Here is a 13438-nt window from a genome sequence, read left to right as displayed (position 1 = left end):
CGGAACGAGATCGTCGTTCCATGCGCACGAGACCTCCGACAGCATCGACGCCGCGCCGCTCACCCGCCCCGTCGGGGTCCGGCGCCTCGGACGGGCCGGCCGACCGCGGCCCACGCCATGCTCACCGGGCCGCGCCGACCAGCGCGTCCCCCGACAGCCCCACGCACGCCACCCACCTGGCCGCCCGCGCGGCCCGGTGGAGCGTGCGGCACCGCCGCCTCGCCATCGGCGGCTGGATCCTCGGCGTCGTGCTCGTCACGCTGCTGGGGAGCCTGATCGGGACCAGCACCCTCGGTGACGACGACTACAGCGTCGGTGAGGACGGGCGGGCCCAGAGCACCCTGGACGCGCACGGGTTCACCTCCCCCGCCAACGAGAACGTGCTGATCCAGCGGCCGGCGCAGGCCGCCAGCCCCGAGGAGCTGCTCGCCGACCCCGAGCTGCGGGCCGCCCTCGCGGACGTCGCCGCGCGGCTCGACGGCACCGGTGAGGTGACCAACCTGCGGGCGCCGATCGCGCTACCCGGGGTGGAGGCGAACCCCGGGCTGGTGTCCACCGACCGTCGTTCGGTCATGGTGACCTTCGAGATGCGCGGTGACGAGGACACCGCCACCGACCGGATCGACCCGGTGCTGGCCGCCGTCGCGGCCGCGGCCGACGAGCATCCGGGGCTGCTCGTCGAGGAGGTCGGCGAGGCGAGTGCCGACAAGGCGCTCGGCGACACGATCGGCAAGGACTTCAAGCGGGCCGAGCTGCTCGCCATCCCGCTCACCCTCGGCATTCTGCTGGCCGTCTTCGGCGCGGTCGTCGCCGCGCTGGTGCCGGTCGCGCTCGCGCTGACCGCGTTCGTCGGGGCGCTGGGTGTCGTCGCCTTCACCAGCCGGCTGCTGCCCACGGACGAGACCGCGACCTCGGTCATGCTGCTCATCGGCCTGGCGGTCGGCGTCGACTACGCCCTGTTCTACATCCGCCGCGAGCGCGAGGAGCGAGCCGCCGGGCACAGCCCGCAACGCGCGCTGGAGATCGCCGCGGACACTTCGGGTCACGCCGTTCTGGTGTCCGGGCTGACGGTCGCCGTCTCGATGGCGGGCCTGCTGCTGACCGGGCTGAGCGTGTTCAGCGGGATCGCCGGCGGCACGGTCATCGTGGTGCTGATCGCGGTGCTCGGCTCGCTCACGGTGCTGCCGGCGGTGCTGTCCTGGCTGGGTGACCGGGTCGAGCTCCTGCGGCTGCCCTGGCACCGCCGCGCCGACGCCCGCGCCGCCGCCGCCGGCGCCCCGGGCGCGGACAGGAAGACCACGTCGAGCACCACGAGCACCACGAGCGTCGCCGGCACCGCTGGCGTCGATCTGACCCGGCCCGGCCTGATGGGACGGCTGCTGCGCCGCCCCGGCATCGTCGCGGTGGTCACCGGCGGGCTGCTGATCCTGCTGGCAGTGCCCGCCCTGGGGCTGCGGACCGTCGAACCGGGCATGGACGACATCCCCGACGATCTTCCGATCATGCAGACCTACGATCGGGTCCAGGCGGCCTTCCCGGGCGAGCAGACGGCCGCGGTCGTCGTGGTCTCGGCCGCCGACGTGCGGGCGCCGCAGGCGGTGGGAGCCATCGACGCGCTGCGCGAGCGGGCGCTGGCCAGCGGAATGATGTACGAACCGATCACCACCGAGATCAGCGCGGACGGCCAGGTCGCCAAGATCTCGATCCCGATCGCCGGCGGGGGCACCGACGACGCTTCGCTGCGGGTGCTCGACACGCTGCGCGGAGAGATCATCCCCAGCACGATCGACCCGGTCTCCGGGATGTCGGCGGACGTCACCGGGTGGACGGCCGGTTCGGCCGACTTCAACGCCCAGCTCAACGGGCGCACCCCGCTGGTGATCGGGTTCGTGCTGGTCCTGGCCTTCCTGCTGCTGCTGGCCGCGTTCCGCAGCGCCATCGTCGCCGCGGCGGCCGTCGCGCTGAACCTGCTGTCGGTGGCCGCGGCGTACGGCCTGCTCGTGGTGGTGTTCCAGCATCACTGGGCGGACGGCCTGCTCGGCTACACCTCGACCGGGGCCATCACCAACTGGCTGCCGCTGATGCTCTTCGTGATCCTGTTCGGCCTGTCCATGGACTATCAGGTGTTCGTGCTCAGCCGGGTCCGGGAGGCCTACGACTCGGGCCTGCCGATGCGCGACGCGGTGCTGGTCGGGGTCCGGCGTAGCGCGGGGGTGGTGACCAGCGCGGCCGTGATCATGGTGGCGGTGTTCAGCATCTTCGCCACCCTGTCGCAGGTGAGCATGAAGCAGCTCGGCGTGGGGCTCGGCGCGGCGATCCTGCTGGACGCGACCGTGATCAGGGTGATCCTGATGCCCGCCGTCCTGACGCTGATCGGCGAGCGGGCGTGGCGCCGCCGGCCCGCCGCCGACGACGACGACCGGGGGACGGCCGTCCCGGTGCCGGCGGGTGACCGCCGGCCGCAGCTCCCGGCGCAGGCCCCCGCGCCCGCCGCGCCCCCCGCACCCGCCGGCCACGGCCCGTTCTCCGGCATGGGCGACTTCCCCCGTCACCGCCAGGACTGACCGCGCAGGTCCAGTCACCGATTCCGTCCAGTCACCGCCCCCGGTCGCGCCGTAGCGGCCGGGGGCGGTGTGTCTTCTCGGGTCTCCGGCCGCGGCGCGAGCCGGCCCGATGCCGTCCCGGCCAGGCTTGCGCGGCGAAAGACGGCCCGGTCACAGACCGGGCCGGGGGAGGTTGCATGCGGGTTACAGTGTCCGGCGACGTCCGGTACCCCATCCGAGGACTGGAACGGACAGATGCCTGTTCACATGCCTGCCCAATCGCCCGCCCGCCCGATTTCCGGGCCGGCCGCACCGACCTCGCTGCCCTCGCCGGCCGCACCGACCTCGCCATCGGCGTCAGCCGGGCCGGGGGGCGGGACCACCGCCTCCGGATCACCGGCCCGAACGGGCCGGCCCGCCGTCGCCCGCACCCGCGCCGAGCTCGCCACCCTGCTGAGCGAACCCGCCGCGTCCCCCGTCGGGGACGGCCCCGCGCGGGGGGTGCGCGCCGTCGTGATGACGATGGGCGCCCTGCACCGCGGGCACGCCGAGCTGATCAGAGCGGCCCGGCGCCGGGCCGACCAGGTGGTGGTCACAATCTTCGTAAACCCGCTGCAGTTCGGGCCGGGTGAGGATCTCGACCGCTACCCCCGCACCTTCGAGGCAGACCTCGATCTCTGCGCGCGCGAGGGTGTCGACGCCGTCTACGCCCCGACCCAGGTCCATGATCCCGCACCGCTGGTCACCCTGAGTGCCGGCCGGCTCGGCGACGTCCTCGAGGGGGCGTCCCGGCCAGGCCACTTCGACGGGATGCTCACCCTGGTCGGCACGATGCTGCACCTCGTGCGCCCTGATGTGGCCTTCTTCGGCCGCAAGGACGCCCAGCAGCTCGTCTGCATCCGCCGGATGGTCGCCGACCTGGCGTTCCAGGTGGAGATCGTCGGAGTGCCGACGGTGCGGGACACCGACGGTCTCGCCCTGTCGAGCCGAAACGCCTACCTTGGGCCGGAGCAGCGGCGCAGCGCGCTGGCGCTCTCCCGGGCACTGTCCGCCGGCACCAGGCAGGCTGGAGCGGGCGCGGCGGCCGTACTGTCCGCGGCCTGGTCGGTGCTGGCCGCCGAGCCGGGCGTTGACGTCGACTACCTGACGCTGGCCAACCCGTCCGATCTCGGGCCGGTCGAGGTCGGGCCGGCGCTGCTGCTGGTCGCCGCCCGGGTCGGGAACACCCGGCTGATCGACAACGTCGAACTCGTCCTGACGGGGGCCGGGCCGGCCCCCGTCGACGACGAAGCCCGCAGCAAAGACCACAACGAGGCTCGCAACGACGCCGGCAAGGACAAGGAGGTCTGACCGGTGTTCCGGACCATGCTCAACTCGAAGATCCACCGGGCGACGGTCACCCAGGCCGACCTGCACTACGTGGGCTCGGTGACGATCGACGCCGACCTGATGGCGGCCGCCGACCTGCTGCCCGGCGAGCAGGTGACGATCGTCGACATCAACAACGGCGCCCGGCTGGAGACCTACGCGATCAGCGGCCCGGCCGGCAGCGGAATCATCGGGATCAACGGGGCGGCCGCCCGGCTGGTCCACCCCGGCGACCTCGTCATCATCATCTCCTACGGGATCATGGATGACGCCGAGGCACGCCGGCACGTTCCGAAGGTCCTGTTCGTCGACGCGGAGAACCGGATCGTCGGGCAGGGCGGTGATCCGGCGGCGGCGCTGCCGGGCGATCCGTCCAGCCTGCGGGGCGACGTCCTGGACCCGGCCGGCGCTCGCGGCCTGGGCGGGGGGGCGTAGCGAGGTGCCTGTTCTTCCGCACCGACTCGGCGCGCCCCGTCCGGGCTGGACCAGGCACGCCGACATCGTGGTCATCGGGTCCGGGGTCGCCGGGCTCACCACCGTGCTGCACGCGCGCGCGGCGAGCCCGGACAGCCGCGTCCTGCTGGTCACCAAGGCCCTGCTGGACGCCGGATCGACCCGCTGGGCCCAGGGCGGCATCGCCGCGGCCCTGGGCGTCGGGGACTCCCCGGCCGAGCACCACCGCGACACCCTCGTGGCCGGGGTCGGCCTGTGCGACCCGGTGGCGGTCGACATCCTGGTCACCGAGGGTCCCGCCCGGGTGCGGGAGCTCGCGGCGCTCGGCGCCCGGTTCGACCGGGAGCCCGACGGGGCGCTCTCACTCACCCGCGAGGGCGGCCACCTGCGCGATCGCATCGCGCACGCCGGTGGCGACGCCACCGGGCTGGAGGTGGAGCGCGCACTGATCGCCGCCGTGCGCGCCGACCCGTCCATCGAGGTGCTCGAGCACGCGCTCGTCCTCGACCTGCTCACGGACCGAGGCGGGCGGGCGGTCGGAGCCACGCTGCACGTGCTCGGCGAGGGCAGCCGGGACGGCGTCGGCGCCGTGACGGCACGCGCGATCGTCCTGGCCACCGGTGGCATGGGGCAGATCTTCGCGTCGACGACCAATCCGGCGGTCTCCACCGGCGACGGTGTGGCGCTCGCCCTGCGTGCCGGGGCGGTCGTGACCGACCTGGAGTTCGTCCAGTTCCATCCGACGGCACTGTGGCTGCCTGAGCACGAGTCGGGCCAGCAGCCGCTGGTCAGCGAGGCTATGCGCGGCGAGGGCGCGCTGCTGGTGGACGCGGCCGGCCGGCGGGTGATGGCCGGCGTCCACCCGCTGGCCGACCTGGCGCCCCGGGACGTCGTCGCGAAGCGGATGTCGCGGGTGATGGCCGAGCAGGGGGTGCGCCACCTGTTCCTCGATGCCCGCCACCTGGGCACCGAGACGCTCCTGCGCCGGTTCCCGACCATCACCGCCCGGTGCCGGGCCGCGGGCATCGACCCGGTGACCATGCCGATCCCGGTGGCCCCGGCGGCGCACTACGCCAGTGGCGGGGTCCGCACTGACGTGTGGGGGCGCACGAGCGTCCCCGGGCTGTACGCGTGCGGGGAGGTCGCCTGCACGGGGGTGCACGGGGCGAACCGGCTGGCGTCCAACAGCCTGCTGGAGGGGCTGGTGTTCGCGGCGCGAATCGCCGAGCACATCGCCGGGCTGCCCGGGGTCCGCCCGGTGGACGGACCCGGCGGCACGCCGTCCACCGGGGAGCCGACGGGCGCGCGGGGATCGGGCCTGACCGATCCGACCGAGCGCGGTGACCTGGCCCGGGTGATGACCGACGGGGCGGGCGTCCTGCGCAGCGCCGAGAGCCTGCGGGCGACGTCCAAGATGCTTGCCGGCCTCGGTGACCTGCGGGTCAGCGGGGCGACCGTGCAGGCCGGGCCGGCGGCCTGGGAGATGACGAACCTGCGCACGGTGGCGACCGCGCTGGTCGCGGCGGCGGAGCTGCGCACCGAGACCCGCGGCTGCCACTGGCGCGAGGACTTCGGCGCCCGCGACGACGAGCACTGGCGCGGGCATGTGCTGACCAGGCTGGATCAGGAGGGGAAGCTGATCGTGACCTACGAGGCACCGCCGGCCGAGGAACGGTCGAACGGGGCACGCGCGGCGCAGGGCCCGTCGGCCCGGTCGCAGGCCCCGTCAGCCCCGTCAGCTCCGTCGGGCCGGTCGGCGGCGTCCCAGGCGCGGTCGGCGTGAGTGGCGGGCGGCCGGGGCCGCCGCTCGGCCCCGACCAGCTTTCGGCCGCCGTCCTCGCGGGGCTGAAGTCCGCGGGGCTGGAGGCGGCGGCGGTCCTCGACGTGATCGGTCGGGCCCTCGCCGAGGATCTTCCCGTGGCCACGTCCCCGCAGGTCAGCGGGGCGCCCCGGCCGGTGGATGAGGCAGCCCCGCCAGGTGGTGAGGCGGCCCCGCAGGTGGGCGAGCCGGCCTGGGCGGTCGATGCGACGTCCGCGGCGACCGTGGACGCGGCGCTGACCAGTACCGGTTCCGTGGTCTCCCGGGCGGACGGCGTGGTGGCGGGCGTGCCGGTCGCCGCGGCCGTGTTCGAGGTGCTGCTCGGCGCCGCGGTCACCGTGACGCCGACGCTCGCCGACGGGGACCGGGTCGTTCCGGGCACGGAGGTGCTCCGGGTGCGTGGTCCCGTTCGTGGGCTTCTCACCGCCGAGCGGACCGCGCTCAACCTGCTCTGCCACCTCTCCGGGGTGGCCAGTGTGACCCGGCTGTGGGCCGACGCGGTCGCCGGCACCGGCGCGGCCGTCCGCGACACCCGCAAGACCCTGCCCGGGCTGCGCGCGCTGGAGAAGTACGCGGTGCGCTGCGGCGGCGGGCGCAACCACCGGATGTCGCTGGCCGACGCCGCTCTGGTCAAGGACAACCACGTGATCGCGGCCGGCGGCGTGGCGGCGGCGTTCACCGCGGTGCGCGCCCGGTACCCGGACCTGCCCGTCGAGGTCGAGTGCGACACCGTCGAGCAGGTCGTCGAGGCGGTCGGCGCCGGAGCCGACCTGATCCTCTGTGACAACATGTCCCTGGACGAGCTGCGCGCGTCGGTCGCCGTCGCCCGGCCGGCCGGGGTCCTGTTGGAGGCGAGCGGCGGGCTCACCCTCGACGTGGCCGCCGCGGTGGCCGCCACCGGGGTCGACTTCCTCGCCGTCGGCGGGCTCACCCACTCGGCGCCCGCGCTGGACCTCGGCTTCGACCTCGCGGTGCCGGCTCCCCGCTGACGCCCGCGCACCGCGCGCACCCCACCCCCCCGAGCGGACAGACCCTGGACGGCCGAAACATGCTGCTGACGATCGACGTAGGCAACACGAACACCGTGCTGGGTGTTTTCGACGGCGATCAGCTCGCCAACTCGTGGCGGGTCCGCACCGACCCGAGAGCGACCGCCGACGAGCTGGGCTGGCTCTACCGCGGCCTCCTCGGCGACCACCCGATCGGCGGTGTCTCGGTGTGTTCCACCGTGCCGGCCGCCCTCCGGGAGATCCGCCGGATGGTCAGCCGGACGTTCCCGGCGATGCCGACCGTCGTCGTCGAGCCCGGCACCCGCACCGGGGTGCCGATCCTGATCGACAACCCGAAGGAGGCCGGCGCCGACCGGATCATGAACACACTGGCCGCCCACCACCTCTACGGCGGCCCGGCGATCGTGGTCGACTTCGGCACGGCCACGAACATCGACGTGGTGTCCGCGCGGGGCGAGTTCCTCGGCGGGGCGTTCGCGCCGGGCATCGAGGTCGCGCTGGACGCGTTGGCCTCCCGTGCCGCGCAGCTGCGCAACGTCGAGCTGACCACCCCCCGTTCGGTGATCGGCAAGAGCACCGTCGAGGCACTGCAGTCCGGGATGATCTACGGCGTCGTCGGCCAGGTGGACGCGCTGGTCCGCCGCATCCGGGCCGAGCTGGGCACACCGGCCACCACGATCGCCACCGGCGGCCTGGCCCCGCTGGTGATCAAGGAGAGCGAGACCCTCGACAATCACGAGCCGCACCTGACCCTGATCGGGCTGCGGCTTGTCTTCGAGAAGAACACCGAACCGCGCTGAGGTGAAGTCCGGGAAGACCCGGTCCGCGCCGTCTCTATCGGATTTCCGACAACCATCCGGGCGCCCCCGGACGGAACAGCCGGACTCCGCGGTAATCCGGTGGCGCGCCGCCAGCTACATCCCCGTTCCGGGCAGGAAACCGTCCGGCACCGGCGTGCCCGGGTTAGCCTTTCCCTCATGCGGCACAGCACGGGGGCGACCTCACGATTCGGCGGCCCGCGCGGCCGGCGCGGCCGGCACGGCCGGCACGGCCGGACGGCACTGTTCAACCGAACAGCGACGTTCAACCGAACAGCGCCGTTCACCTGGACGGTACTGTTCGTCTCGGCCGCACTGTTCGTTCTCCTCGGGACACCGATGGGGACGGCCGGGGCGGCGACCGCGGCCCCGGGAACGCTGACCGTGGCCGCGCTGGGCGACTCGTACTCCTCCGGTGAGGGAACGCCCCCGTTCGAAGCGGCCTTCGCGAGCTGCCGCCGCAGCGCCGGGGCGTGGCCACGGCTGCTCGCCACCCTCGACCCGCCGGCCACCAACGTCCTGCACGCGGCGTGCGGGGGCGCGACGACAGAGGCGATGACCAAGCCTCAGCGGGGCTCCCCGCCCCAGCTCGAACAGCTGCGCGCCCTGCCGACCCCACCGGACGTGGTGACGCTGACCATCGGCGGCAACGACGCCGGGTTCAGCCAGGTCATGTTCAGCTGTGTCGCATGGAAGTGCTTCTGGGACGGCGACGACCGCCGCCGGCGGGACTACGTCGAGGACGTGCTTCCCGACGTCCTGGTCGCCACCTACAAAGAGGTGAAGGCCGCGGCGCCGCACTCCCGGATCGTGGTCGTCGGGTATCCCACCGTCGTTCCGCGGTCCCAGAGCGACAACACCTGCCGATGGCTCGACAAGAGTGAGCGCCGCCAGCTCGCCAGCCTGAACAACGCGCTCAACCGGACTATCCGCAGAGCGGCGTCCGACGCCGGTGTCGAGTACGTATCGACCGATCGGTCCCTGCGCGGGCATGAAATGTGCACCAAGGACTCCTGGGTGAATCCGATCGGCCTTTTCGGCGCGAGCCGGAGTCTCAGCGCCCATCCGACCCGGGCCGGCCAGGAGGCCCTGGCGAAAACCGTCCACAGGGCCCTCTTCGACGACCGCTGACGGCTGGCGTCAGCCCGCGGCGGACCGGAGCTCGGCGAGCACCCGGTGGGTGTCGGCCGTCTCCCAGCCGCCGGCGGCCAGGCCGGGATCGCGCGCCGTCCAGCGGTCGAGCAGCCGCACGCCGGCGCCGCGCAGCGTGCGGCACGACGCCGCGAAGGCCGGATGGGCCGCCTGCGGCTCCGCCAGGCAGGGCGCCGCGACGACCGGGAGACCGAGGCCGAGCGCCTCGGTGAGCAGCCCCAGCACGAGGGTGTCCGCGATGCCGGCCGCCCACTTGTTGATCGTGTTGAAGGTCGCCGGGACCACCACGAAGGCGGCCGGCGGCGGGAGGACGTCGGGCTGGCCCGGAAACTTGTAGTCGGTGCGCACGGGATGTCCCGTGGCCGCGGCGAGGGCAGGCAGGTCCAGCCAGGCGGCGGCCCGCGGCGTCGTCACGACGCACACGTCCCAGCCGTCCCGGCGGGCCTCGGTGGCGAAGTCCGCGGCGGCCAGCGCGGGCAGCGCCGCGCACACGACGTGGTAGAGCACTCGCGGTGAGGTCGTCATGGCTGCCAAGTCTCGGTGGCCGCGCCGTCTCGTCCCGCGGACTTGCCGAATCGGCACCGCGAGCGCGCCGACTGCGGGAAGAATGTCTCGTCCGTGCGACTATGGACGACCGGGGCCGCGGGATCCTCCGGTCGACGACGGGGAGGCGCATGTCCGCCGCAGTGGTCGCGTTCTTCAACAACAAGGGCGGCGTGGGCAAGACGTCCCTCGTCTACCACCTGGCGAACATGTACGCCGACCTCGGCCGGCGCGTCCTCGCGGCTGATCTCGACCCACAGGCGAACCTGACCGCCTCCTTCCTGGACGAGGACACGCTCGAACGCCTGTGGCACCCCGAGGCCCGGCGGTCCGCCGCACCGGCGCGAACCATCCACGGGATGCTGCGCCCGCTGATCGAGGGCACCGGCGACATCGCGCCCGCGCCCGGCCAGCTGGTCGGCGACAACCTCGTCCTGCTCCCCGGCGACCTGGAGCTCTCCGGCTTCGAGGACGAGCTCTCGCAGGCCTGGCCACGTTGCCTCGAGGGGCCCGGCAACCCCCGGGCCTTCCGCGTCATGAGCGCGCTGGGCCGGCTGGTGCGCGCGGTGGCCGACCTGCACGACGTCGAGATCGTGGTGATCGACGTCGGCCCGAATCTCGGCGTGATCAACCGGGCCGCCCTGGTGGCCAGCGACCATGTCGTCGTCCCGCTCGCCCCGGACCTGTTCAGCATGCAGGGCCTGCGCAACCTCGGCCCGGCCCTGCGGGCGTGGCGCGACGGCTGGGCCGACCGGCTGGCCCGGGCCCCGCGTGACGTCACAGGCCTGCCAGGTGGCGGTATGCGCCCCCTCGGTTACGTCATGCTGACACCGCACGGGCGCTCCGACCGGCCGTCGCGCGCGCACAGCCGCTGGATCTCCCGCATGCCGACGGTCTACGCCCAGGAGGTCCTCGGCGTCGCTCCCCGGGTGCCGGTCGACATCGCCGTCGATCAGCACTGCCTGGCCCAGGTGCAGCACTACCGCAGCCTCATGCCGCTCGCGCAGCTCGCCCGGCGGCCGGTCTTCGCGCTGCGCCCGTCGGACGGCATCGTCGGAAGCCACCTGCAGACCACACAGCGCGCCTACCGCGACTTCTCCACGCTGGCCGTCCGGATCGCGCGCCGGATGGCCGAGGCCGAGCGGCGGCCCGGTCCCCGGGAGCTGGAGCCGGCGCCTCGGGTGGATCACCGCCCCGTGGGTGGACGGCCGCCGGGCACGAGCCCCACGGCAGGTCCGGCGGCAGGTCCCATGGCAGGTCCCACTGCAGGCCTCACGGTAGGTCTCGGGGCGGGAGGCGGTCCGCGCCCGGCCCTCGGCCCCGACGCCGAGGTGGCCCTGAGCCGGGTTCCTCTCGCCCGGAGCGAGACCGCTCCGCGCACGGCGATCGCCGACGGCCCGGCCGCGAGCGTCTCCATCAGCCCGGACTCCGTCGGCCCGGTCTCGATGGCCGCTCCCCTGCCGCCGGGGCTGCCACCCACCGTCGCCATGCCCCGGGTGCGTCCCGACCGCCCCCACCCCGACCGCCCCCACCCCGGCCGCGCCGGCTGACTCGGCTAATTCCGGATCAGGGAACCGTGGCGCAGGTCGGGTCGGCGCCACCCCGGTCTCCCACTGTGATGAGCCGGACCGCCGAGGGCGCGGGGTATAAGGTCAGCCTCACTTGCTGATCTCGTGGACGCGGCCCCGGGTCGGGTCAGTCTCGGGTCAGGCGCGTCACAGGTCAGTTGGGTCACAGGTCAGATCGGTCACAGGTCGCCGAGTTGCCCAGTCGCGTAGGTCGGCCACGGCGAATCCGTCCGCGGTCGGTTCAGTGGTCCTGCGCGCGGGGCAGGCGAAGAAGATAGAAGGTGGCACCCGGCGGGCCCGTCCGCCGAGCCGTCGGCGGTCGGGCCGGGTCCACCAGGGCGGACGCGGCTGGGTAGCGGACGTTTCCGGGTGAACCCGGACATCACGCGCGCCAAACCTTCGGCGGACTGTGACGAATCCATCTTGCCGGCCGGCGAGCCCGGGACCAGCCGCGATGTTCTCGGCGCAGCGGCGGGTGGGCGACGCCGAGTTGACGGAGACGGTCAAGTTAGGCTTACCTAACACCATGTCTTCCGCAACGCCTCTCCGGTCACACCCCGGGCCAGCGGCGGCCTTCCCGGTGACAGTCCTCCCGACGAGGACCCTGTCCGCGACGCCGTGCCCGGCCCGCCCGCCCAGCGTGACGGTGGCGGCGCGATCGACTGCCGGACCACGCAGATGATTCCGGCCCAGAACTGCGCGACCCGGCCCGTCGGCCTGGCGGGTTTCGGCTCCACCCTGCGAGCGGTGGCCCCGGCCCTCGACCACCGCCACGCGATCGCCGGGTCGCCCGAGCCGGCCGACGGCTGGATCGACGCCACCGACCTGCGCAGCCCCGCGGGGCTGGACGCGGCGCTCGGCGTCATCCGCGATCATCACCAGGCCAGCGCCGAGGTTGCCGTCAGCTACCTCACCGCCTGGTATGCGGCGACCATCGTCGGGCCGGCCGTCACCGCGTTCGTCCTCACCCGCCGGGTCCCCGACCTCGACCCGGCCGGGATCTCGGTGCACTGTCGCGAAGGCGGCTGGTTCGACGCCACCGCGTTCCGAACGCGGCGGATGACGATCATGTACTCGGATCCCGTCCTGACGGCGCCGGTGCCAGCGCGGATTGCATCAGAACTGATCGCCCAGGCCGGCGGCCCCGTCACCGAACAGGTGCTCCCGGCCGGCACCTACGACCGCTACCCGGACAGCGTCGGCCCCCCGGACAGCGCCAGTTACCCGGATAGCGTCGGCTACCCCGAGGGCATCACAGCGGACGACCCGATCGAGGTCGTGGAGGCCGTGGCCGACGTCGAGACGCTGCGCGCGCGGCTGGTGAGCCAGATCGTCGGCCACCTCGAGCCCGTGCTTGCCGACCTGCGCCCGCGGGCCCGTCTCGGCCACGCGGCGCTGTGGGGCGCCGTCGCCGCGCAGTGCGGCCGTGCCTTTCTTCTCACCGAACGGGTGAGTGGTGATCCACACGCCGGCCGCCTGGAGGCGGACGCCTTCTTCGCGAGCGCGTCACCGCCGCTGCGGGCGAGACCGACCTGGCAGCAGTTCGTCCATCACGGCCGGCCGTACACGGGCATGCGGCGCGGCTCGTGCTGCCTGGCGCACCGGGTCACCGCCGAGTTCTGCACGGCGTGTCCGTTCGTGGCCGCCGAGGAGCGCGAGAACCGGCTCCGGGAGTGGATCGACACCCAGGGTCCCGGCGGTCTGGCGGTGTGAGCCGACATCCACGGGGCAGGCTCGAGCGAGGCCGGACGTGGTCTGGTCGGACGTGGTCTGGTCGGACGTGGTCTGGTCGGACGCGCTCCGGTGGGATGCGCTCTGGTCGGATCTGGGCTTGGGCGCACGCAACCTGGGCAGACGTGGTCTCAACGTGGCCTGAATCACACCGAAGGGCCACCTGAATATCGGTTACCGTCGGTAGTGCTGGATTCGGGTCCAGCCGGTGGCCAGGGCCCCAGACACCCGTTCCCGCCACCGTCCCCGGAGCATCGCGGCTCCGGTTACAAGTTCTGATCATCTGCCCGTCGAGCCCCGGCCACGGACTGTCGGGGTCACCATGTCGTTCCGCTCTTGGCGGAACCACGTGACGGAATCACGCCTGGTCGGCCACGGTTGCGATGAACGTCTCCGCTGGTCGGCCGGCAATCCGGCCGCGACGCCGTCCCCG

At 73.6% G+C, this 13438-nt stretch carries 10 protein-coding genes; 9 read left to right on the top strand and 1 reads right to left on the bottom strand.

Annotation, left to right across the window (positions count from 1 at the left end):
- Window positions 1–20: 20 nt before the first annotated feature.
- From FRANEAN1_RS00960 to FRANEAN1_RS00930, 7 genes are all read left to right on the top strand, one after another.
- A complete protein-coding gene (locus FRANEAN1_RS00960) occupies window positions 21–2564 on the top strand; it encodes an MMPL family transporter (RefSeq protein ID WP_012157645.1) in 2544 nt (847 codons plus the stop codon).
- A gap of 246 nt (window positions 2565–2810) precedes the next feature.
- Window positions 2811–3893 carry a pantoate--beta-alanine ligase gene (panC, locus tag FRANEAN1_RS00955; protein ID WP_012157644.1) on the top strand — a complete coding sequence of 361 codons (1083 nt, stop codon included), beginning with the start codon at window positions 2811–2813 and terminating at the stop codon, window positions 3891–3893.
- A 3-nt stretch (window positions 3894–3896) separates the two neighbouring features.
- The gene (gene panD, locus FRANEAN1_RS00950) at window positions 3897–4346 is read left to right on the top strand and encodes an aspartate 1-decarboxylase (protein WP_012157643.1); all 450 of its coding nucleotides are present in this window, start codon (window positions 3897–3899) and stop codon (window positions 4344–4346) included.
- Window positions 4347–4350: 4 nt separating this feature from the next.
- A complete protein-coding gene (locus tag FRANEAN1_RS00945) occupies window positions 4351–6147 on the top strand; it encodes an L-aspartate oxidase (protein ID WP_012157642.1) in 1797 nt (598 codons plus the stop codon).
- A complete protein-coding gene (gene nadC / locus FRANEAN1_RS00940; protein ID WP_012157641.1) occupies window positions 6144–7172 on the top strand; it encodes a carboxylating nicotinate-nucleotide diphosphorylase in 1029 nt (342 codons plus the stop codon). The genes FRANEAN1_RS00945 and nadC overlap by 4 nt, the downstream gene beginning before the upstream one ends.
- A gap of 59 nt (window positions 7173–7231) precedes the next feature.
- Window positions 7232–7993, top strand: coding sequence for a type III pantothenate kinase (locus FRANEAN1_RS00935; protein WP_012157640.1), 762 nt, complete (start codon window positions 7232–7234; stop codon window positions 7991–7993).
- A 177-nt stretch (window positions 7994–8170) separates the two neighbouring features.
- Complete coding sequence (locus FRANEAN1_RS00930) at window positions 8171–9142, top strand: SGNH/GDSL hydrolase family protein (RefSeq protein WP_012157639.1); 972 nt, start codon at window positions 8171–8173, stop codon at window positions 9140–9142.
- 9 nt (window positions 9143–9151) lie between these two features.
- On the opposite strand, the gene FRANEAN1_RS00925 is transcribed toward FRANEAN1_RS00930, so the two are convergent.
- Window positions 9152–9688, bottom strand: a complete 537-nt coding sequence (locus tag FRANEAN1_RS00925; RefSeq protein ID WP_012157638.1) for a flavoprotein — start codon at window positions 9686–9688, stop codon at window positions 9152–9154.
- A 149-nt stretch (window positions 9689–9837) separates the two neighbouring features.
- Here FRANEAN1_RS00925 and FRANEAN1_RS00920 point away from each other — a divergent pair, with 149 nt between their 5' ends.
- Both FRANEAN1_RS00920 and FRANEAN1_RS00915 read left to right on the top strand, forming a co-directional pair.
- Complete coding sequence (locus FRANEAN1_RS00920; protein ID WP_012157637.1) at window positions 9838–11256, top strand: AAA family ATPase; 1419 nt, start codon at window positions 9838–9840, stop codon at window positions 11254–11256.
- 696 nt (window positions 11257–11952) lie between these two features.
- Window positions 11953–12987, top strand: a complete 1035-nt coding sequence (locus FRANEAN1_RS00915; RefSeq protein WP_049795867.1) for a Fe-S oxidoreductase — start codon at window positions 11953–11955, stop codon at window positions 12985–12987.
- The last annotated feature ends 451 nt before the right edge of the window (window positions 12988–13438 follow it).

It is taken from the genome of Parafrankia sp. EAN1pec (genome assembly GCF_000018005.1).
Classification (GTDB): Bacteria; Actinomycetota; Actinomycetes; order Frankiales; family Frankiaceae; genus Parafrankia; species Parafrankia soli.
Note: the sequence above shows the minus strand (reverse complement) of the source record. Positions and strands in the feature narration are given on the sequence as shown.

Coding starts and splice junctions, on each gene's coding strand:
- FRANEAN1_RS00960 (WP_012157645.1), top strand. CDS start 21: ATGCGCACGAGACCTCCGACAGCATCGACGCCGCGCCGCTCACCCGCC.
- panC (WP_012157644.1), top strand. CDS start 2,811: ATGCCTGCCCAATCGCCCGCCCGCCCGATTTCCGGGCCGGCCGCACCG.
- FRANEAN1_RS00935 (WP_012157640.1), top strand. CDS start 7,232: ATGCTGCTGACGATCGACGTAGGCAACACGAACACCGTGCTGGGTGTT.
- FRANEAN1_RS00930 (WP_012157639.1), top strand. CDS start 8,171: ATGCGGCACAGCACGGGGGCGACCTCACGATTCGGCGGCCCGCGCGGC.
- FRANEAN1_RS00925 (WP_012157638.1), bottom strand. CDS start 9,688: ATGACGACCTCACCGCGAGTGCTCTACCACGTCGTGTGCGCGGCGCTG.
- FRANEAN1_RS00920 (WP_012157637.1), top strand. CDS start 9,838: ATGTCCGCCGCAGTGGTCGCGTTCTTCAACAACAAGGGCGGCGTGGGC.
- FRANEAN1_RS00915 (WP_049795867.1), top strand. CDS start 11,953: ATGATTCCGGCCCAGAACTGCGCGACCCGGCCCGTCGGCCTGGCGGGT.